Source organism: Pseudoalteromonas rubra, from assembly GCF_005887095.1.
Classification (GTDB): Bacteria; Pseudomonadota; Gammaproteobacteria; order Enterobacterales; family Alteromonadaceae; genus Pseudoalteromonas; species Pseudoalteromonas rubra_E.
On record NZ_PNCI01000001.1, the window covers coordinates 92852 to 115218 of the forward strand.

Sequence of the window (22367 nt, forward strand, 5' to 3'; positions counted from 1 at the left end):
ACATTATCGTGATTGTTTGCTGGTAATGTTATCAAATAGAAAAAACTGTGTGATAAATAATTCTTTTAGGTTTTCTCGTTGTTATTACTAATCGCTATAAGGACAAAAGTGTATTTCAGATCTTCCGACCTCATTAAAATGCCCAATAACCATTGAATTACACAGAGGTAAGATGGTAGCGTTTGGGGACTAAGGTCGTCTTTAGGGTCGGCCTCAAGACCAGAATAATTATATTGAGATGGATAGTTAATGAAAAAAACTATGATAGTCGCCGGCATTGCATTGGCTTTGTTAGCAGGATGTGTGTCAACATATCACGGAGCAGATGAAACTGCTGCAGCACCCTTGTCAAAATCGCTCGTGGTTAGCCCCAATGATCAAAGACAGTACCAGACTCTTACCTTGTCTAATGGCATTGAGGTAATTCTGGTATCAGACCCTGAAGTGGAAAAGTCGGCCGCTGCACTGAGCGTGGGCGTTGGCTTACTTCATGACCCCATGTCGCAACAAGGGATGGCACATTATCTCGAACATATGCTTTTCTTGGGTACCGATCGTTACCCTGATACGCAAGGATATAAAGATTTTATGAGTCGCAACGGCGGCACTCACAACGCCTATACCTGGTTAGACATTACTAACTATATGTTTAAGGTAAATAACCAGGCCTATGATGAAGCGCTCGATCGTTTTTCTGATTTCTTCAAATCGCCTAAGCTCTATCCCGAGTACACAGATAAAGAGAAAAATGCAGTGAATGCTGAGTGGTCTATGCGCCGGGAGATGGACTTTTTTGGTCAGTATAAACTATCGCGTAGCATGATGGGGACACACCCCGCAAACCGCTTTTTGATTGGCAACAATGAAACATTGGGCGATAAACCAGATAGTAACCTGCACGAAGAAACGGTTGCTTTTTATAATGAATATTATTCGTCCAATATCATGAAATTGGCGATGATCTCCAATTTACCTTTGCCCGAGATGGCAGAAAAAGCACACAGACACTTTGCAACGATTAAAAACAAACAAATTGAAGCGCCAAGCGTAGATACACAATTAGATTTTTCAGAAATTGGACAAAAACGTATTCATTATGTCCCGAATGAAGATGTGAAATCATTGAAGCTGGATTTTACAATTGCCAATAACATGGATGAATTTGCGTTCAAGCCTAACTACTTTGTAACCTATTTACTCAGTAACGAAATGCAGGGTAGCCCGGCACAGGTACTAAAAAGCAAAGGCTGGATCTCAGAGCTGACAGCCAATGCGGTACCTGACTTATATGGTAACTATGGCTCATTGTCTGTTGATATTCAGCTGACGGACCTTGGTATGAGCCATCGGGAACAAGCCGTTGCGATAGTCATGCAGTATATCCAACTTATCAAAGAGCAAGGTGTAGACCGCAAGTACTTTAAAGAGATTAAAACGTCACTTGCTAACCAGTTCCGGTTCTTAGAGCGTGGAGATGAGTTTGACTATGTTTCTGGTCTTGCAGACAGCATGCAAAAATTTCCTATAAACCACGCAATTAATGCTCCTTACTTCTTTGCCGATTTTAACGAACAGGCAGTCACAGAAGTACTGGAACAGTTAAATGCACAGCGGCTTCGCATTTGGTACATCAGCAAAAGTGAACCACACGATCAGAAACTACACTTTTATGATGGCCGCTATAAGGTGGTTGATATTCCGGAACAAGAGCTTGCCTCCTGGCAGGCAAGTATAAATCCAGAGCTCGCCTTACCAAGCATAAACCGTTTGCTTCCCGAGCAATTTGATATAGTGACGCAATCAGAACAAGATGACAGAGTAAACAAGGTTTATCAGGACAATACTGTTGCGGTATGGCAAAAAACCAGTGAAAAATATAGCGCTCAGCCAAAAGGGCGCTTACAGATACATATTAATTCTCCAAAGACACTAGACAGTGCACAGGTTCAGGTAGCAGCCGCTTTGTGGGCGGATTTATATTCGATTGAAAAAGCAAAGTTACTGACCGAAGCATCGGTCGCTGGCATGGGGCTGAGACTTGGCGTAAATAGTGGATTAATACTGACTATATCCGGGTTTACGGATAAACAAGGCGTTTTGCTATCGCAGGCACTGGACGGTCTGAAGGTGCAGCCGAGCCAAAAGCAGCTGGAGCAGGCTGTTGACAGGTTTATCAGAAATATTCAAAATCAAAGTCAACAATTCCCGTTTTATCAGGCGTTTGGCCGTTACCAGTCCTTGGTGCGCTCTGGTAACTTTGATGAAGATGTACTGATTGATATTGCGGGTAAAATGACTCAGGACGGCTTCGCCAAGGCGCAAAATGAACTGCTGAATCAGCATACAGTGCGTATATTTGGTTATGGCAACTACAGTAAAGCGTTTCTGGCAAATGTCGTCGAGGAAGTTAAGAGCACGCTTAATAAGCCAAGAGAGCACAATGACTATGTCAGAGCTAAATTCTTGCAACCGCAAGCCGGCAAAGCGCTGGTCTGGCAGCAGGATACGGACACGGCAGATGTCGCTATTGTCGATATGTTCGTGCACCCCACTCCTGGATATGCGCAAAAAGCTGCAGCGCTGGTACTGAAATCGCATCTGAATAGCCACCTTTTCAATGCACTTCGAACTGAAGAGCAGCTTGCCTATGCTGTGGGGGCCATAGCACAGGGAATAGATGAATACTCTGCCTTGGGCTTCTATATTCAAACCCCGGTGCTGGATGTTCAAGCTATGCAGGCTCGATTCGATGTATACAGACAGGAATATGCAAAAGTACTCAATGAGCTTGACCAGGGTACTTTCAATCAGCTCAAAGATGCAGCGCTACTTTCTTTGTCTGAAGTGCCTAAGAATCTCGCTGAGGAATCGCAACCAATCCTCATAGATTGGTATCGCAACAACCTGGCTTTTGATTCGAGAGCTAAGCTAATCGAGGCAACCAAACAGGTTACCTTGGCAGATCTTAAATCTTACTTTGCGCAGAGTATGCTCAATGAAGACGCTGCAAGATTAAATATTCAGATCCGAGGTAAGAAGTTTGCCGACAAACCTTTTGCAACCCTGCCTAATGAAGTAAAAATTAACTCAATGAATGAGCTTTATAATAAAGCACAGTTTGAATAAGCTGTTATCAATCTGGCGGGGCACTTGCCCCGCCTAGTATATTAAGGGTAATTTTGTATGGCAGATATCGTCACTCAAACTGAGCGTCTGTTTTTGCGTCGGGCGAGGATCACCGATGCAGAGCTAATTTATGAGCTTCTCAACCAGAAGAGTTTTATCGATAATGTTGCGGATAAACAGATCAGAACATTGCGTGATGCGCAGAATTATATAGAAAGTGCATTTTTTACATCTTACGATTTGGCGGCGCCGAGTCCCTATATTGTGACATTGCACGATGAGACCGCGATTGGTATTTGCGGGCTTTACCAGCGACCTTACCTGGCATTCCCCGACCTGGGGTATGCGTTTTTGGATAGGCATTGTGGCAAAGGTTTTGCGTATGAAGCGGCAGAGGCCTTGCTAACGTTTGTTCGTGATTGCGGCAAATACAATGCACTGGGTGCGATTACGGCACCGGAGAATGCTGCGAGTAACAGATTGTTAGAAAAGCTGAATTTTCTACTGGTTGGCACGTTTCAACTGGTACCCGACATGGACCAGACCAACCTATATATAAATCAGCTTAATAAATAAGGATTTTAAAGTGCGACTTGGGTAATGTATGACTGTAAGTGGTTCATTAATTGCTGCCAGTTACTTTGGTGGGCGGTGATCAGTGCATCGAACCCGTCCGTAACAAGAGGGGAGTTATGGTTAAACTGTCGCACTTCAACCAAATCGGCTCCTTCAGCTGAGATACGATAGAGATACCAGTTGCCTCTCAGTATTGCACCTTGCTGGTAATGTCCGGCCAAGTCTGACACTTCTATCAATAATCTATATTCACCTGGCTTGAATTCGCTCGCATTGACTGATAGGGCTGGGGTAAATCCGGTGTCATTCAGATAGCGCAGCGTTTCCTTTGTAAGCAACAGTTTAGGGTGTTCAGCCCAGTAATGGTAATTGGCGATATGGACTGTGTGCTCACCTGTATATTGAACAAGTGCCTGTTGATCAGCGACTCCGATTATATTTATCTGATCTAAATAGATTCTGGGTTGATCAGTGCTGTGATCCTCAGTTTCGGCTTGAGAGGCGTTAAACCGATAGTAATGATACTGAGCAGGAGCTGAGCCGGTGCAGCCCATCATGAATATGATAAATACCGCGATGACGCCTTTCATCACTGCTGCTTCCGCGGTTCTGGGTCTGCTAAGGTATCTTTATCGAACAATAGCATATTAGGCTGTTCGTTAAGTCCTTTTGATACTGGCTTGAGGGAGTTACTTAAGCTTTCCAGTTCTTGCAGGGTATCTGTCAACTGTTCAACCATACCTGAACCCTTTTGGTAATTGCTCAGCGTTTTCTCAAATTGTTTCAGGCTGGCAGTAAGCTGTGCCAGCGTTCCCTGTAATTGTGTTAAGTTCTTTTCCACTTTTTCTGATACTTTCGTTGTGTTGAAACCGTTTACCAGTGCCTGCGTTTCCTCTGCTAATGCCGTAAACGCCTGCATTGTTTTTTGTGCCTCGTTGAGCGAGTTGTCCAGAGGCAATTTGTTGAGCTTGTTTAACAAAGCCATTACCTGCTCCGACAAGGCAGTAAATCCACTGGGTACACTCGGTAATACCGGGTACGCGTAATTCATTCCTAAACTGGTCGGATCGGTAGAATTGTAAAAATCTAGTTCTATATATACCGCACCTGTTAAAATATTACCACTTTTTAGTGAGGCTCTTAAGCCATTTTTAACCCATTGTTCTATATTTTCTTGCCAATATTGCTTGGCTTTCGCATCAACTTCATAGATACGACCGTATTCAATTTTAATTAAAACGGGTATGGAGGTGTTGCCTTGCTGGAAGTAAAGTGGCAGTCCATCGCGTTCCAACCTTGCTGGTACTTGTTCCACAGTGCCGACTCGCATACCGCGATATTCCACAGGAGCACCCGGTTTTAAACCGCGGATCGACTGTTCAAACTCAACCAGGTAGTGATCAAATAAATCAAACCGTCGCTCCAGTGCAACCGCAAAATTCTGGTGTAATTTAAATGCACGCCCTTCAGTGGCGATTTGTCCGCCCCCTTGCTCGGGCGGGTAGTCGATGGATATACCCCCTTTAATCATTTTAGCCAAAGAGCCGGTATTGAGACTAATCCCTTCACTGGTCAATGAGATCTCAACCCCAGAGTTGATCCAAAAAATGGCATTGTGGGTAATGAGTTTGTCATAAGGAGAATCGATAAAAATACCGTATTCCATTTGCAGCGTATCAGTATTAAATGTGGCGCTTTCAATCTGGCCGATATGATAGTTACGAAAAAAAATGCCAGTACCCACATCTAGTACTTCACCGCTGGCAGAGCTGAGTTGATATCGTAAGCCTTCTACATCTGTGGATATCAGCGCTGGTTGGTCCTGAAGCGTATACAGGCTGGTGCGTTGTTTGCTCTCGCCAGGTAATAATTCTATGTAAACGCCGGACAACAGAGTGTTAAGCCCGCTGATCCCGGATTGATCGATTCGGGGCTTTACTATCCAGAATTTGGCATCTTCTGTTAGCAAGCTGTCGTAGTGTTTGTCTATTCTGACGGTAGCAACAACAGCTTTTTGCTCGACTTGTAGGCGTAAAGATTCAACTATGCCAATCTTGACACTTCTAACCCTTACCTCTGTTTTCCCCGCGATAACACCATCTGCGTTTTTCATCTTTATATATATTTGATGGCCTTTGTTTTGCTGATGCTGATAGAGCATCCAGCCAGTGATCAATATGGCCAATAAAGGTACAATCCAGATGACTGAAAGCCTGGGCTTGGGCTCGATATGCGCTTCTTTATTCATGTTTATTCAGAGAGTCCCAAAGTAGTCGAGGGTCAAAATTGTTCACTGCAAAAATCTGGCAAATAACCATGGCAGTAAAAAATACTATACCTGGCTGCGGCTCAACGCTCAGTACAGTACCAAGCTGAACAAGAGAAACCAAGAGAATCACGACAAAAACGTCGATCATTGACCATTTTCCAACCGCTTCCAGTGCGCGGTAGAATTTTGCGGTCACTTTTGGATTGGCAGGACGCCTGACTCGGTACAGCAAATAGAACAAAGTGCCCGCTTTGATCAGCGGAATACAGATACTGGCAATGAAAATTACGATAGCGATAGGGTATGAGCCATTTCGCCACAATACTTCAACGCCACCATATATTGTAGCGGGTGTATGCAACCCCAAATTGATGGTGTCCATGATAGGAAAAGATAGCGCGGGGACCATAAATACCAAAGAGGTGAACATCCAGGCGGCGCTGCGTGCAACTGAGTTATTTTTTCGATAGGTTAATTTTGCCAGGCAACGTGGGCAGTGTTCACTGCGGCTTATTTGATGGCAGACATGGCATTGCTTTAATTGTTGAGAGCTGGCCCGTTTGGCACAGTGTTCTATCGTTGGCGTGAAGTGCGCCTGTTGTAATTGCCACAACTGATGTTCACTTAATAATGAGAGGGTTTCAATAAAACACAGCACAAACAGAATGTAAGCCCAAAAACCAAGACCCACTTCTATTTCTGCAAATGCGGTCAGTTTAAAAGCGCTGATTAACACTGCAACTAAAAAAATATCAGCGAGATTGAGTGGTCTCAGAGTCATTATGAATTTAGCAACAGCGCGGGCATTGTGCGGATTGAGTTTTTGCCAAACAGGGGTGTGGACCAACAGGATCAGGGCACTGGCGACAAGCGGTAAGATAACGATACTGACACTAAGCAATGCAGCTAAGAACACACTGTAGTTTTCTGCCAGCTGCATGATTGCAGCCATCAGGCTGATGGTTTGTTTAAGTCCATGCTGTGCATAGGAAATAAAGTGCGGTTGTAAGCTCAGCAACAGAAATATAATGGATGAAAGACTGAACGCGGCAATCCACTGAGCATAGTTACGCTGAGTCGTGGCGAGCACGTTGCCGCAATGCGGACAAACAGCCCTTTGCTGCTCGCCCAAATCTCTTATAGATACTAAATAATCACAATGCTGGCAGGCGACTATCACTGTTTAACCAATACTTTAACTTACTCCTGCATATAGTGTGAGTGACTTACCTGTTTTTATCAACCGTCAAATACCGCTACGGTTTGCCTACTCAATGCCAGCAACCTGCCATCTTGTGAAAACAGTTTCGCATCTTCTATTGCGTAACCATGCTCCGCCTGGTGCGTGACTGCCTCCATGGCAAACCATTCTGAGCCGGGTAACTCAATGTCACTGAGAAACTCAATATACCATGACATACTGCTTGCAGGTGTTGGGCCATTACATAATTGCAGTAAAGTGGGTGGCCAGGCATCGGCAAGTGCCAGTAAATGCAATACTGACAGGTGAGGCTGCGCAGGGGATTTGAACTTCATCCAGCCACCAATATGACTAGAGTCGGCGCCACTGAATGGTAATGCACCTTGCTGAAGGTTGAGGTCGATATGTTGGATAAAGGCGGGCATTAAGCCATCGGTATATGGCAGCGTTTGTTTTGGATTTACCTTGTGCAACGTAAAGTCATCATCCGCAGCCACATTAATAGAGGATGTACGGGGTTTCCCAAAGCTGGCCAGGGCAACAAGACAAACCTGGTTATTTTGCGTGATGGTTGTTTGCATCTGGCTTGCGCTCTTTCCCGAACGTAATAACAAGGTGTTCAGCTCGAATGGTTGTTCGCTTAAAAGCGGTCCTACAAAATTGCAGCTAAAAGATAGTAGGCGTCTGTTTGGGTCACCCAGTTGATGCAGCATGCTCTGTAGCATCAATGCAGCAGAGAGACCACCAAATACGGTTCTGCCCTGACCCCAGCTTGCTGGCAATGACAGCTGAGCTTGTGCGTTTTTTAATTCGGGTAGAGAAATGAGTTCGTCAAATGTCATAACACTTATATTCAGTTGGGTTTTGATGCTCTTATCTGGTCATACCAGGGTAAAAATGTCAAATCCTGGTGATTTTTGATGAAAAAAACGGCATGGCGAAAAAATTTCAAAAAAAATCACTTTTTTTTTGTTGTGACGCTTGAATTACAATTTGCCGCCCCTATTTATCAAGTCATCTAACAGAACAACGAATTTTTGAAGTCGGAGAAGATTCACATGGGTAAAATTATTGGAATCGATTTAGGTACTACTAACTCTTGTGTAGCGGTACTTGATGGTGATAAAACACGCGTTATCGAGAACGCTGAAGGGGATCGTACAACGCCATCGGTTATTGCATTTACCGAAGAGGGCGAAACGCTAGTAGGTCAACCGGCAAAACGTCAGGCTGTGACTAACCCTCAGAACACACTGTATGCAATCAAGCGTTTGATCGGTCGTCGTTTTGAAGACGAAGAAGTACAGCGCGACATCGGCATCATGCCATTTAAGATTGTTAAAGCAGATAATGGCGATGCGTGGGTTGAAGTACGTGGCGAAAAGCGTGCGGCACCTCAGATTTCTGCCGAAGTCCTGAAGAAAATGAAAAAGACTGCCGAGGATTTCCTGGGCGAAGAAGTTACAGAAGCAGTAATCACTGTTCCTGCTTACTTCAACGACTCACAGCGTCAGGCAACAAAAGATGCCGGTCGTATTGCTGGTCTTGATGTAAAACGTATCATCAACGAACCAACAGCTGCGGCACTTGCCTACGGTATGGACAAAAAACAAGGCGACAACGTTGTTGCAGTGTATGACCTGGGTGGTGGTACATTCGATATCTCAATCATCGAGATTGATGAAGTTGAAGGCGAGCACACATTCGAAGTACTTGCGACGAACGGTGACACGCACTTAGGTGGTGAAGATTTCGATAACCGCGTAATCAACTACTTGGTTGCTGAATTCAAGAAAGATCAGGGCATTGACCTGAAAACTGACCCGCTGGCAATGCAGCGTGTGAAAGAAGCAGCTGAAAAAGCGAAAATCGAGCTTTCATCTGCACAGCAAACTGAGGTGAACCTGCCTTATGTTACTGCTGACGCAACAGGTCCAAAGCACATGAACGTGAAGTTGACTCGTGCGAAACTTGAGTCTCTGGTTGAAGACCTGGTTGCGCAATCAATTGAGCCGCTGAAGCGTGCACTGGCTGATGCAGATCTGTCTGTAAGCGACGTAAATGACATCATCCTGGTGGGTGGTCAAACACGTATGCCACTGGTACAGAAGAAAGTTGCTGAGTTCTTCGGTAAAGAGCCACGCAAAGACGTTAACCCTGATGAAGCGGTGGCAGTAGGTGCTGCGGTTCAAGGTGGTGTACTTGCAGGTGACGTAAAAGACGTACTACTGCTTGACGTTTGCCCTCTGTCTCTGGGTATCGAGACCATGGGTCAAGTGATGACTGCGCTAATCGAGAAAAACACGACTATCCCTACTAAGAAGTCGCAAACTTTCTCAACAGCAGAAGACAATCAGTCTGCGGTAACGATTCATGTTCTTCAGGGTGAGCGTAAGCGTTCAAGCGACAACAAGTCTCTTGGTCAGTTCAACCTGGAAGGCATTCGTCCTGCGCAGCGTGGTGTACCACAAATCGAAGTAACCTTTGATGTTGACGCGGATGGTATCTTGCATGTATCTGCGAAAGACAAAGACACAGGTAAAGAGCAGAAGATCACGATTCAGGCGTCTTCAGGTCTGAGCGACGATGAAATCGAAAACATGGTTCGTGATGCAGAAGCAAATGCCGAAGAAGATAAGAAGTTCGAAGAGCTGGTAGGCGCTCGTAACCAGGCTGATGCTTTGGTTCACGCAACTCGCAAGCAAGTAGAAGAAGCCGGTGATGCACTGCCAGCTGACGACAAAACAGCAATCGAAGCGGCACTGTCTGAGTTGGAAACAGCGATTAAAGGCGAAAGCAAAGAAGAAATCGATGCTAAGACCCAGGCACTTGCAGAAAAATCTCAGAAGCTAATGGAAATTGCTCAGGCGAAAGCTCAGGCGCAACAACAAGCTGGCGGTGACGCAGGTGCACAGCAAGCAAACAAAGCTGACGACGATGTAGTAGATGCTGAGTTTGAAGAAGTAAAAGACGACAAGTAATTGTTGACTTGTAAGCGCACACAGGCCTAGCCTGGAGTGCTAAACAGGGCCTGTTTATCCTTCAAGTTCTAGCGAATGGCAAAGGTAAGCAGGCTCTGACGTATTTAAATTAGAGCGGATAAGTGGACGAACAGAGGCACTAAGCCTCATCTGTGGCACAATTAAACACCTATTCGCCAGGCGGTCATCATAGTGGCTGATCGCTCAGTAAGATGTGTGAGAACTATGTCAAAACAAGACTATTACGACGTTCTTGGGGTATCAAAAGACGCCGGTGAACGTGAGATTAAAAAGGCCTATAAACGCCTTGCAATGAAGTATCACCCAGACAGAACGGCGGGCGATGCTGAGCTGGAAGCAAAGTTTAAGGAAGTAAAAGAAGCCTACGAAGTCTTAACGGATAGTCAAAAACGCCAGATGTATGATCAATACGGCCATGCTGCCTTTGAACAAAACGGTGGTGCAGGCCATGGTGGATTTGGCGGCGGTGCTGATTTTGGTGATATTTTCGGGGACGTATTCGGTGATATTTTTGGAGGTGGCAGACGCCAGTCTCGCCAGCAGCGCGGCGCAGATCTGAGATACAGCTTAGATCTGAGCCTTGAAGACGCGGTACGCGGTAAAGAAGTCGAAATCCAGGTGCCGACCTGGGTATCCTGTAAGCCTTGTGATGGTAGCGGTGCAAAGTCTGGGTCTAAACCAAAGACATGTCCTACCTGTCATGGTGCCGGTCAGGTACAGATGAGACAAGGTTTCTTTGCTGTACAGCAAACTTGTCCTACGTGTCAGGGAAGCGGGCAGGTCATTTCTGATCCGTGTGATAGCTGTCACGGGCAGGGTCGCGTAGAGAAAACTAAAACACTGTCTGTCAAAATCCCTGCGGGCGTTGATACGGGCGATCGTATCAGGTTGTCCGGAGAGGGCGAAGCGGGTATGCACGGAGCGCCGGCCGGTGACTTGTATGTTCAGGTGAGCGTGAGAGAGCACCCCATTTTTGTTCGAGATGGGAATAACCTATATTGCGAAGTGCCGATCAGCTACACCACAGCAGCTTTAGGTGGCGAGATTGAAGTACCGACCCTTGATGGCCGTGCTAACCTAAAAGTGCCTTCTGAGAGCCAGACTGGCAAAATGTTCAGAATGCGCGGCAAAGGTGTGAAATCAGTGCGTAGCGGCGCTGTCGGTGATTTGATCTGTAAAGTCGTGATAGAAACACCGGTTAACCTTAATGAGAGACAAAAAGAGCTATTAAAAGAATTGGAAGAGAGCATGGGCAGCGATGCGGGTAAAAACCGCCCCAAGGCTCAAGGGTTCTTTGATGGCGTGAAGAAATTCTTTGATGATCTGACCAAGTAATTCGACACTCGTCGTTTACAATGTCTAACGCTCGAAAAACAAACGGCGCTTAATTGCGCCGTTTTCTCTCAGTTTAAAAGCATGAGATAGTCCATATCTCCAGTGCATTTACACGCCAGCACTGTTCGACTGTGTCCTGTTAAGAGAAGTCCATCGTTACAGCCCAATCGCTTGCACTTGGACGCACAGGCCACACTGCTTTCCCAAAAATGGTATTCATTGGTCAAAAAAGACAGAGCAACGTAGCTAACCGCACATACGGCCGCGATACGAACAAGACGCCTGTTCATAACGACTCCAAGCTGCAATAATACAGTGCGTATAGAGTTAATAAGACTTTAGTCTAATTTAGCGCTTTGTCCACCATCAGGTAAGTTAAAATTCAGATAAAGCGCACTTGCTTACTTTTAGATAGCCAGGAAAAGGAAAACCGGGCATGACCCCTGCGATAACCTTACTCGAACACCATAAGGTCAGCTATCAAGTTTTGAAGTTTGACCACGACCCAGATATAACCGATTTTGCACACGAAGCGATAGAAGCGCTGGGACTGTCACCCAACCAAGTGTTTAAAACTTTAGTGATCAGTGTAGATGGTAAGCTGAGTGTCGCGGTCACACCGGCAACTCAGTTGGTTGACTTAAAGGTATTTGCTAAGCGCTGCAAAGGAAAAAAAGCGCAGCTAGCTACTCAACAACAAGCAGAAAACGCAACCGGGTATCAACTTGGCGGTATTAGCCCCTTCGCGCATAAGAAGCGCTTGCCCGTCATGCTACATAGCTCAGCGCTAAGTCATGATACGATCTACGTGAGTGGCGGGCGACGGGGGTTAGAGTTAGCCGTGAGTCCCATTTCTTTACAAGCTGTCTGCTCAGCGCAGGTAGCTGACTTCTGAGTTGGCCCACCAACCCTGTGCGATAACTCCTTCTGTAAAAGAGAAGGCTATACCTCATCAATGTTTATTTTTGAGTAAAAAACAGACAAAGAAAGCATTTCAGCGAACACCTGTAAGCTATTAATTCTTTATGAGTTTTTTAAACAACTCAGACCTTTCAGTAAAAAAGCCGTTAAAAAAAGGCTTAGAGTAATTGATCTAAACGAAATTTTGTGCCGTAATGTAACTATATCAATCTGGTCGGATGAGTTTATTATGAGTTTAAGAACACAACTAAGAAAAATATTGCCTAGCATTTCAGTTACCGAGCAAGAAGCGCTTGATGCAGGAGATGTCTGGCTCGAAGGCTCAATCTATCGCGGCAAACCAGACTTTGACGCATTGCGTGCGGTACCAGAAGCCAAATTAAGCAGTGAAGAACAAGCTTTCCTGGATGGTCCTGTACAGGAACTGATGGCGATGATCGATGACTCTGTGATCCAGAACGAAAAGCACTTGCCAGATCACATCCTTGAGTTTTTGAAAAAAGAGCGCTTTTTCTCTCTTATTATTCCAAAAGAGTACGGCGGCAGAGAGTTCAGCCCTTATGCAAACTCAACCATAGTTGGCACCATTGCAACCAAATCATCTGCAGTGGCAGTGACGGTCATGGTACCTAATTCATTGGGTCCGGGTGAACTGCTGATGCACTACGGCACTAAAGAGCAGCAGGCACACTACTTGCCGCGCCTGGCGAACGGAACTGACATTCCGTGTTTCGCGTTAACCAGCCCAGAAGCGGGTTCAGATGCGGGTGGTATTCCTGATCAAGGGATCGTAACCAAAGGTCAATACAACGGTGAAGAGGTTCTGGGTCTGGAAGTGACCTGGGACAAACGCTATATCACTCTGGCACCGATTGCCACAGTGCTGGGCCTTGCGTTTAAAGTTCTGGACCCGCAAGGTTTGTTAGGTGGTAAAGAATCTTTAGGAATTACCTGTGCGTTAATCCCCAAATCGCATCCTGGTGTTGAACTGGGCAATCGCCACGACCCTATGGGTATTCGTTTCTATAACGGGACTACACGTGGTGAGAAGGTGTTCATTCCAATGGACTTTATTATTGGTGGCCAGCAAAACATCGGCCGAGGTTGGCAGATGCTAGTGAGCTGCCTGGGTGCTGGTCGTGGTATTTCATTGCCTGCACTGGGCGTATCTACCAGTCAGGTTGCGCTTAAGTCAGCGTCTGAGTACGCAGCAGTGCGTGAGCAGTTCGGGTTGGCAATTGGTCAGTTTGAAGGCATTCAGGAAAAACTGGCTGATATCGCGGGCAAAACTTACTTGCAAGAAGCCATGCGTGTTTTAACTACAGAAGGTCTGGGAATGGGACTGAAGCCTTCAGTGGTCACGGCAATTGCAAAGTATCACATGACGGAAACAGGCCGAGACGTACTGGACTCCGCAATGGATATCTTAGCGGGTAAAGCCATTCAGAACGGTCCACAAAATACGCTTGCCAGCGGGTACGTGGCTCAACCCATTGCAATTACGGTAGAAGGTGCCAATATCCTTACCCGTAACCTGATGATTTTTGGCCAGGGGGTAATGCGCTGTCATCCCTACCTGCAGTCAATGGTTGAAGCAATTCACAGCGAAGAGGCTAACGCTGACAAGACCTTTAACAAGATTTTGCGTAAAACAGTTGGCTACAGCGTTGCAAACAGCTTACGTGCATTCAAGTTGGGTTTGCTTCCCTTCACTGCGGGCAGTAAATCAAGCCTGCCAGAAGTACAACAATATGAAAAAGCTGCACAGCGTTTGTCAGCAAAACTGGCAGTGTATGCAGACTTTTCACTACTTGTTTTGGGCGGAAAGTTGAAACAAGCTGAAATGTTGTCTGCGCGTTTGGGCGACGTGATGAGTTATCTGTATGCAGCAATGGCTTCTATTAAGTACTACGAGCAAAAAGTGGCTGTTACAGACCGAGAGGCTGCCGCACCTTACTTCCACTATGCAACACGATATGCACTGGTTGAAGCAGAGCAGGCACTGCATAAATTCCTGGATAACTTCCCGGCACCTGGTACGCGTAAGTTTATGCGAGTACTGACAATGCAGTTTAGCCATTCAATGCCGCAGATTAACGACGATATGATACGTGAACTGGCGACGGCAGCACAGTTGGATACGGCGTTTAAAGCCCAGTTGACACATCTGGTTAAGCCTCAAGCGGGCGATGGACACGACATCAACGAGCAAGCATATAAAGCTAAGATTGCATGTTTGGATCTGCTGAGCAAAGTGAAGAAGGCCCTGAAGAAGCGTGAAATCAAAGCGGGTGTGCGTTTCTATGAAACACTGGACAACGCCTTGATTGCCAAAGTTATCACTGAGACCGAGTATGCCCAGCTGATTGACTACAACCGCAAACGTGAAAAAGCGATTCGTGTTGACGAGTTTGACTTTGACCTTAACCTACTGGACGGCCAGGCAGTGTCAGGCAATGTAAAGTCTGCAGTTAATCAATAAGCAGCAAAATACTATTTTCTACAAAGCCCCGTTTAACCGGGGCTTTTTCGTAAGCCTTTGTCATAGCTGTCCTTGAAGTATTTGTAGACGTGTTACACTGTGAGATAAACATATCTTCAGTACGTTATTGTCAACATAAACTTAAGAACTCAGGGAATGTTATGTCAGCCTCCGCACTTGTTTCACACGTCATGACCATGTTGCCAGATTCGCAGCACAGCCAAGCGCTGTGGAGTGGCTGTGGCCATATTTATAAGTTCACTTATCAGGGCGACATGCTCGTTGCGAAAGTGGCGACTGTGCCCGCGCAGCTCGATCATAGGCATATTACCCAAAGCGAGCATTCGCTGCACCGCAAGTTTCGCTCCTATGAAAAGGAACTGATGTTTTATCGCGATACAGCGCAAAGTTATGCTAGTGAATGTGCTTTGCCAGAGGTAAAAGCTGTTGCAAATCATAATCAGGTTTTTATCTCTGTGTTTACTGACTTTGAAGCTCAGGGGTATCACAACATCAGCAAAGCAGACCCTTCGCACGTCACTCAAATGATGACATGGCTTGCGCGTTTTCACGCAATAGGGCTTGTCAGTTCGCCCTCGCGCGGTACATACGGACGAGGAAATTACTGGCATTTAAGCACACGCCCAGACGAGTATGAACGCATGATGTCTGGCCTACTTAAAAGCAGTGCGAACCAGATTGACCAACGATTGCTGGATTGTCCCTATCAGACCTTAATTCATGGAGATGCAAAATTGGCAAATTTCGCTTTTTCTCGGAACCAGGCGTTGGGCTACGATTTCCAGCATATAGGAGAGGGTATTGGAGTTGCTGATGTTATGCTGCTGCTTAGTAGTTTGTATTGTGGACGCGACCTGGAGTTACATGCTGAGCAGTATCTTGACGTGTACTTTGAGCAGCTATCGGAGGCATTAGCTGAGCACTGGCCCAAAGAGCAGTTTCTTGATCTGGAAAAGTGCTGGCGACACCTATGGACGTTTGTGTGGGCGGATTTTCATCGTTTTTTACTTGGCTGGAAACCTGACCATGAAAAACTGACATCATACATGCTCCATCAAACAGAGCTTTGCCTTGAACAACTCGGAGAAGCGTAATGCTGATGGCTTTGTTCAGTGCTCTATGCTGGGCGTGCTTTGATTTCTTGCGCAAGCAATTGGCTCAGCAATTTAGCGCACCTTTAATGTCAATTATGTTCAGTTTGCTGGTGTTACCTGGCTACCTGATTTACTGGGCCTGGCTCGAAGCCCCTCTGCCTGATGCGGCGTACTTTATTCCGGGCACAGTCAGTGGATTGCTTGCCGCTCTGGGCAGCGTGTGTTTTATTCGCGGTTTGGCGGTAGGAAAAATTGCTGTAATGCTCCCTTTATTGTCTATCACTCCTGTGGTGTCTGGCGCTTTTGCTTGGGCCTGGTTAGGAGAACCCTTGGGTGAAGCTGAGCTGGTGGCCTTGGCGGCCATTACCCTGGGGTCGTTTATATTGCAAGGAGGCAGGCTGTCAATGGCAGAGCGGGGCACTGGGTACATGCTGGTAACCGCTTTGTGCTGGGGGATGTGCATTGTATTCGATAAACAAGCACTGGAGTTTGGCAGTGTCAGCTTTCATCTGATTTTTCTGACTTTGTCTGTGGTACTCATAAACAGTATTGTTTTCAGGCCTGAGTTACCCATTAAATCAATTTTGAGTTTCAAATGGCAGTGGGGGTGTGCGGCATTCGTGTTTTCGTTTGCTGTGTTAGGTCAGTTAATTGCTTTACAACAGTTGCAGCCCGGAGTTATGGAAGCCATTAAACGTGCGATCGGTATTATCAGTGCGGCAATACTTGGTGTTTATTTTTACAAAGAAACTCTAAAACGCCACCAGTGGTTCAGTATCTTTGTGATCCTTGCCGGGACCTTGTCCTTATACTAAGGAGCAAGCTAAGTGCCTGCTCCCAGAGCGACAACCTCGTCCATGAGCGCTGCCTTTGTTTAATTACTTACATTGTGCACCTTTGCGCCATACATTGCTGAAGATGTCAGGACGAGCGCCCAGTGACCACCAGGTAGCCTGATACTCGTAGCCTTTGTAAGACACTTTATCGCCTGTGTTGTAGTAGGTGCCTGAATTCCAAGCTTCAACACCGCTACAGCCTCCACCATTGCCACCATCTGTGACAGTAACGCTCAGGCTCTTAGTCGCCGTTTTGTTGTTTGAACCAGTCACTGTCAGGGTTACGTTATATGTGCCTGCCTGTGCATAAGTGTGACTAGGGCTGGTTTGTGAGCTTGAATTACCATCACCAAAGCTCCAGCTATAAGAGCCTGCGCTTGATTTGTTGCTGAACTGAACGCTCAGGCCGTTTGGTGTTGCTGAGAAGTCGGCGATAAGGCCTGGACCACTGCAGTTTCCATTTGTCAGATAGTCATAGGCAGCTTTTGCCTGTACGATACCGTGGCCGTAATAGTTATCGCGTCCAGCAGCACCTTTGTCCTTCGCAGTTGCATTCAACGCAGAGCGGATCTGATCTGCACTACAACTTGGGAAGTTGCTCCAGACCAGTGCTGCCACACCTGAGACGTGAGGTGTGGCCATGGATGTACCGCTGATGCTCTTATAGCCATTGTCATTCCAGGTTGAATTAACATTCACGCCCGGGCCTGCAATTTCAACCTGGCTGTTGTACTGTGAAAATGAGGCGACTCTTTCAGAGCTATCGACAGCCGCAACAGAAACAACTGCGTCATAAGAGGCTGGGTAGCTGAATGAGCTATTAGAGCCATTACCAGCTGCTGCGATGTGTAACATGCCACGCTGAGCACTTTGGGCAAAGGCATTGCGTTCTGCTGTTGAGCTACCGCTGCCTCCTAAGCTCATACTGGTTACGTTTGCGCCTGCTGCTTCACATTGCTCGATCGCTTTTATCAGGTCTGAACCGTAAGCCCAGCGGCCCTGGTCATTGAAGACCTTTACAATATGTAAGCCAAGTTGACCCGACGGATTGACACCAACCACACCCTGGCCATTGCCACCAAGGGCTGCAATCGTACCCGCAACGTGTGTACCGTGGCCATTGCCATCCTGATACCAGTTGCCAGTGTTATAAGAGCCGTGACCGTCGTTACCGGTAACACCTGTGTTTGGCAGGTCAGGGTGGCCGCGTGTGTAGCCAGTATCCATGATACAGACTTTCTTGTTTCCGGCACTGCTATCACTAACCTGGTTTGCCTGAACCATAGTAATACCGTAAGGGACTGACTCTGCGTAAGGAGAGATAGCTTGGCTGCTCACTTCAGGTAGAAAACGCTTAGGATCCACCTCTACAGATTCAACGTTTCCACTGGCTTCCAGTTCTGCTAATTGTTCAGAGGTTAATTCCATAACAACAGCATTGACACTTGGCAAAGTCTCAATCGCTTCAACATTGGCCTGTGAAGCGATGCTGACAAGGCCCTGCGCTTTAAACTGAGACAGTTCTGCGCCTGATACACGCATAGGAAGTGTATTAGCAACTGCAGAGTCTTTGACTGTAACGATGACACGCTGCGTTTCAGCGGCTTGCGCTGTGCCTAGTGCTGCTGTGACACCCAGGGCCAGCAATGAGTATTTTACGCCTGTTAGAACTTTGGTTTTCATAAGTTTACCTTTATTACATGTTGTTAACCCTTATAACTAAAACAGGGAATGCTAGCGCTGTCAATAATGAAAAAATTAGGAATATTTGCTTGGGGATTTTTTATACTATTGAGGCTGGTTTCGTGGATAGAAATTTGTTGCATATGCAACTTGTGTGGTAATATATTTTTTATATAAAGAATAAAAAAATTAAAATTTTATTTGCTGATTCAGTGTCTTAATATTGTAACTTTGGCCGCCAGTCGTGAACTTTTTGAAGTCTATGTCACGTAAGCCACTACCGTGCAGTGCGTCATACAATGGTCTAAAGTTTTCTGAATATGGTCGAAAAATAGCAATTTTTTGCTCTCCGATTGCACTTATCTTGCGATCATGGAACTTTCTAATCTCGGTTAACAGATAGCCTCCTAGCAAAACGTGACCGCCCAGCGATACATCGACGGTCTTTTCGTGCCCTTTGTCCCAGTTAATACCGCCGATGTGCACTTGATCTCTGATATTAAGTTCTGTTGCAGCCCGTGCGGCGCCACGCGCAATAGCATCATTTGCACACCAGATCAGCCTTGTATCCGGAAATCGTTGCAGCAGTCCTGTTGCCAAATCATAAGCATTTTTTTCTGACCATTGTGCATCTACCCGATCAACCAGATTGACCCCATAGTGTCTGTTTGTGTAGCCAAGTAAGCCTTGCTCTCGTTCAATCGCGGCATTGGTGGCGACATCTCCGAGCAGTGCTAGCATGGTGCTACGTTCGCCTGTTTTTTGTAATTCATCTGGCAAAGACTGATGGAGTAGTTGTGCAAGCACTCGGCCTGCCTGATAGTTATCGGGGGTGACGGATCCTAGTACACCAATCCCTTTGGCTGCGAGGCGTTTCTGCGCTAGTTTGTCGGGGCTGTTGAGCAAAAATGAAACCCGTTTATGTTCGCCTGTTGCTGTAAGCAATGCGTCTGTAATCACTCCTTTTTCGTCGACCAATACCAAATAGTCTGCACTGGAAAGGAGTGCTTGTTGAGCGAGTTTCTTCATAACGATATGATTTCGTTCCGCGTACAGCGTCTCTAACTGGATATCTAGATCTTCTGCAGCAGCATCCATAACCTTAGATACATTGTGCCAGAATGCACCGGTCGGGTTGTCTTGTTTATGGCCTGGATTTATAAAAGTGACTGTAATTGGCTGGGCGTAAATGGTGAATGCAACAAAAAACAGTGTGGCGACCGGGATAATTAATCGTTCCATTACACCTCTCAATATGAAGACGTTAGTTTGTTTGCCACGTTTTTACTTATATACTAGTCCATTCTTAAATAAGGGGGGAAAATGAAACGCCTGGTAATTATTATTTTTTCATTGTTTTTTGTCCAGTCGGCTATTGCATCACAAGGCCAGGATTTAAATCAGACCATGAAAAATATGGGTCACGCATATAAGCAAGCGATGGAAGCCACAGAAGCGCAAGAGATCAATAGACATCTGGATACTATGTTGTCACTCCTGCAGCAAAGTAAACAACATCATTTTAAAACCGATGTTAAAGCTGAGTCATTACAGGGACTTGACAAAGTGGCGGGAGTAATAAACGAAGCGCAAAGCTTGCTGGCTCAAAAGCAAATCCAACAGGCCAAGCACTTGCTAAAAGAAGTGGATGTATTGCGCAAAGACTATCACAAATTGCACGAGCCACCTGGTTTTTGGGAGCTGCTGTTTGGTAAATAACATTGTGCGCTTTCGTATTGCCCGGGAGCCACGCAATGATTGCGCCCCAGGGCAAAAGAGCTCTAAATTTGCCAGCTAATATCAAGTTTTATGGTTCGCTCGGCATGATAGGGCGCATCTTCGTCTGCTGTGGTTCGATGTAAACGGTTGAAGAGGTTTAGTACGCCCGCTCTTAGCGTCCAGCTTTCATCCATATACCAACTCATATTTAGGTCTGCGACAAGGCTGCGCTTCAATGCCGCTTCACCAGAGCCAACATTTTGTTTTGCCAGTTGATAATGGACTGCGGGTGCGAACTCAAAGGATTGCCAGGCATAGTGGCCAGACAGGCTAAGCTTGCTGGGTGAAATGTCCGCAAGATGATCGCCTGATTTACTTTTACCTTGCTGGTGTGTGTAGCCAAAAGTATAAGACAGTGCATCACTGACTTCTATGTTGGTGGCAACTTCAGCGCCCGAAATTATTGCCTGGTCGAGATTTTGATAGGTCCTGTCTCCCGACACCAGTTTGACTCTTTCTATATAGTCATCCAATCGGGTATGAAACAAGTTCACTGTGGTATCTATATTGTCTTTTTCCAGGCGATAAGTCAGTTCAAATCCCTGGCTTGTCTCAGGCTCAAGCGTATCATTGCCCAGAGTATTTCCTCTTGGTGTAACACCATTAAAATATAGTTCTGTAAGTGTGGGGAACCTGAATGCACTGGCATAATTTAATGACAGACTATGGGATTGCCATTGTTTGGTAACCCCAATGCTGTGACTGATGTGACTATCTGATTTACTGCGGCCAAAGTTACTGGCACTGAAGTGATCAAAGCGCGCACCGAAATCGACTCTCCAGCCCTTGTCTTCCCATATACCGTTTATAAAGGCTGCAATATTATCCTGTTTGCCATTGAGCAAAGTACTATTAGTTGGGTCGTTGACAGCTTTCAGGTCTGACTCCTGATCCGTAATGGAGACACCACGCCTTGCCGTCCAGTCTAAGCCTGCGCGCAAAGGAATACCTTGCCAGTCGTATTCGTGATACAAGTTAGTACCTAATGTATGTGCCTGATATTGAGTTAAGTTATGTCTTTTACCAAGGCGTGTGACATCGCTATCCCAGTTCTGATAGTGGTGAAACACATTGACAAACCAAGTCTCAGAGTTCAATGACAGTTGTGCCAGACTATGCAAGTCTTCGGGATAAGTCGCTATCTGGCTGTCAGGGAAAGTGACACTATTTTTTCCAACGTCTTTACTGAGGGATGGGAGCCATGACATGTTCAGTTCGATACCATTGGTGAGCGTATGCTGGTAGCGTAAACTAGAAGAAAATTGCTCAAACCCATTGTTCAGCTCGTCGCCGTTTGGCGCGTAGCTTTTTTCTTTCTTCCTATATGCAAACGCCAGGTTGTAGTGCTCTTCGCCTGTAACAGCAAGGAAACGACGACCATTTCCTGTGTCTTCATAGCCTAGTTCCAGCGTATCTTGCTCCCCCTGAACTGAACTCATGGAAATGACGCCTCCTATTGCTTCTGAACCATAGAGCATAGCGGCAGGGCCTTTTTGGACACTGGCAAGCTGCAGTAAACCGGGGTCAATAAATGAGGCTGAGTTGCCAGCACGTCTGTCGGTCAGTAAGACAATACCGTTGACTTCCGTCCTGACACGCCAGCGGCTGAGGCCTCGTATACTATAACTCTGATATAGGCCACCCTGACCATTTAGCGCAACGCCTGGAACCTGTATTATCCAATCTGCAATAGTGTTGTTAGCACCATGCAAATCTTCCTTGCCAATATGTGTAATGTTAACGTTTGTAAATGACTCTGAGGCAAGTAAATTTTTCCCGCCTATGACTTCAATTGTCTCAATAGCGCTGCCTTGCGTCGCGATCGTGGATAATAGTAAACACTGGATCATGTACTGCAAACCCTAAGTTAGTTGTTCTTACTCGTTAAGAACTCATTCATATTTGATGAAATTCTGTTATTGTTACATTTTCAATGTACCTTTAATTGCTAATGAAGTTAAAGCAAATGCGGTGAAATGACATTGTTTGTAACTTTCTGTATTTGTGCTTAACTTTATTGACGTTTTTTGGTGTGAACGGTT

16 protein-coding genes are annotated in these 22367 nt (G+C 45.9%); 9 read left to right on the plus strand and 7 right to left on the minus strand.

Annotated features, from left to right (window positions below):
• Positions 1 to 249: 249 nt before the first annotated feature.
• Positions 250 to 3126, plus strand: coding sequence for an insulinase family protein (locus tag CWB99_RS00390; RefSeq protein WP_138551957.1), 2877 nt, complete (start codon positions 250 to 252; stop codon positions 3124 to 3126).
• A 57-nt stretch (positions 3127 to 3183) separates the two neighbouring features.
• A complete protein-coding gene (locus CWB99_RS00395; protein ID WP_138551956.1) occupies positions 3184 to 3702 on the plus strand; it encodes a GNAT family N-acetyltransferase in 519 nt (172 codons plus the stop codon).
• Positions 3703 to 3707: 5 nt separating this feature from the next.
• Here the strand turns inward: CWB99_RS00395 and CWB99_RS00400 are convergent, their stop codons facing one another.
• Genes CWB99_RS00400 through CWB99_RS00415 form a run of 4 tightly spaced genes read right to left on the minus strand, consistent with a single transcriptional unit; the run spans position 3708 to position 8014 of the window.
• Positions 3708 to 4292 carry a PqiC family protein gene (locus CWB99_RS00400; RefSeq protein ID WP_138551955.1) on the minus strand — a complete coding sequence of 195 codons (585 nt, stop codon included), beginning with the start codon at positions 4290 to 4292 and terminating at the stop codon, positions 3708 to 3710.
• Entirely contained in the window at positions 4292 to 5950 is a 1659-nt protein-coding gene (gene pqiB / locus CWB99_RS00405) for an intermembrane transport protein PqiB (RefSeq protein ID WP_138551954.1), read from the minus strand. The genes CWB99_RS00400 and pqiB overlap by 1 nt, the downstream gene beginning before the upstream one ends.
• On the minus strand, positions 5943 to 7151 hold the full coding sequence (locus CWB99_RS00410; RefSeq protein ID WP_138551953.1) for a paraquat-inducible protein A: 1209 nt from the start codon (positions 7149 to 7151) through the stop codon (positions 5943 to 5945). The genes pqiB and CWB99_RS00410 overlap by 8 nt, the downstream gene beginning before the upstream one ends.
• 59 nt (positions 7152 to 7210) lie before the next feature.
• Positions 7211 to 8014 (minus strand): acyl-CoA thioesterase, encoded by an 804-nt coding sequence (locus CWB99_RS00415; protein WP_138551952.1) that lies wholly within the window; start codon positions 8012 to 8014, stop codon positions 7211 to 7213.
• Between the two features lie 195 nt (positions 8015 to 8209).
• On the opposite strand from CWB99_RS00415, the gene dnaK reads away from it, so the two are divergent.
• The 6 genes from dnaK (at position 8210) to CWB99_RS00445 (ending at position 16842) form a co-directional block, all read left to right on the plus strand.
• Positions 8210 to 10153: a molecular chaperone DnaK gene (gene dnaK / locus CWB99_RS00420; RefSeq protein ID WP_349304473.1), complete on the plus strand. Its 1944-nt coding sequence runs from the start codon at positions 8210 to 8212 to the stop codon at positions 10151 to 10153.
• A 225-nt stretch (positions 10154 to 10378) separates the two neighbouring features.
• Positions 10379 to 11509, plus strand: a complete 1131-nt coding sequence (gene dnaJ / locus CWB99_RS00425) for a molecular chaperone DnaJ (protein ID WP_138551950.1) — start codon at positions 10379 to 10381, stop codon at positions 11507 to 11509.
• A gap of 436 nt (positions 11510 to 11945) precedes the next feature.
• The gene (gene ybaK, locus CWB99_RS00430; protein WP_138551949.1) at positions 11946 to 12404 is read left to right on the plus strand and encodes a Cys-tRNA(Pro) deacylase; all 459 of its coding nucleotides are present in this window, start codon (positions 11946 to 11948) and stop codon (positions 12402 to 12404) included.
• A gap of 255 nt (positions 12405 to 12659) precedes the next feature.
• Positions 12660 to 14912: an acyl-CoA dehydrogenase gene (locus CWB99_RS00435; protein WP_138551948.1), complete on the plus strand. Its 2253-nt coding sequence runs from the start codon at positions 12660 to 12662 to the stop codon at positions 14910 to 14912.
• Positions 14913 to 15073: 161 nt separating this feature from the next.
• The gene (locus CWB99_RS00440) at positions 15074 to 16027 is read left to right on the plus strand and encodes a phosphotransferase (RefSeq protein WP_138551947.1); all 954 of its coding nucleotides are present in this window, start codon (positions 15074 to 15076) and stop codon (positions 16025 to 16027) included.
• Entirely contained in the window at positions 16027 to 16842 is an 816-nt protein-coding gene (locus CWB99_RS00445; protein ID WP_138551946.1) for a DMT family transporter, read from the plus strand. Before CWB99_RS00440 ends, CWB99_RS00445 begins: the two co-directional genes overlap by 1 nt.
• A 63-nt stretch (positions 16843 to 16905) precedes the next feature.
• Here CWB99_RS00445 and CWB99_RS00450 read toward each other — a convergent pair whose 3' ends face one another.
• Both CWB99_RS00450 and CWB99_RS00455 read right to left on the minus strand, forming a co-directional pair.
• Complete coding sequence (locus CWB99_RS00450; RefSeq protein WP_138551945.1) at positions 16906 to 18546, minus strand: S8 family serine peptidase; 1641 nt, start codon at positions 18544 to 18546, stop codon at positions 16906 to 16908.
• 189 nt (positions 18547 to 18735) lie between these two features.
• Positions 18736 to 19788, minus strand: a complete 1053-nt coding sequence (locus CWB99_RS00455) for an ABC transporter substrate-binding protein (protein ID WP_138551944.1) — start codon at positions 19786 to 19788, stop codon at positions 18736 to 18738.
• Positions 19789 to 19869: 81 nt separating this feature from the next.
• On the opposite strand from CWB99_RS00455, the gene CWB99_RS00460 reads away from it, so the two are divergent.
• The gene (locus tag CWB99_RS00460; RefSeq protein WP_138551943.1) at positions 19870 to 20265 is read left to right on the plus strand and encodes a cytochrome b562; all 396 of its coding nucleotides are present in this window, start codon (positions 19870 to 19872) and stop codon (positions 20263 to 20265) included.
• Positions 20266 to 20327: 62 nt separating this feature from the next.
• Here CWB99_RS00460 and CWB99_RS00465 read toward each other — a convergent pair whose 3' ends face one another.
• A complete protein-coding gene (locus tag CWB99_RS00465; RefSeq protein WP_138551942.1) occupies positions 20328 to 22175 on the minus strand; it encodes a TonB-dependent receptor in 1848 nt (615 codons plus the stop codon).
• Between the last annotated feature and the right edge of the window lie 192 nt (positions 22176 to 22367).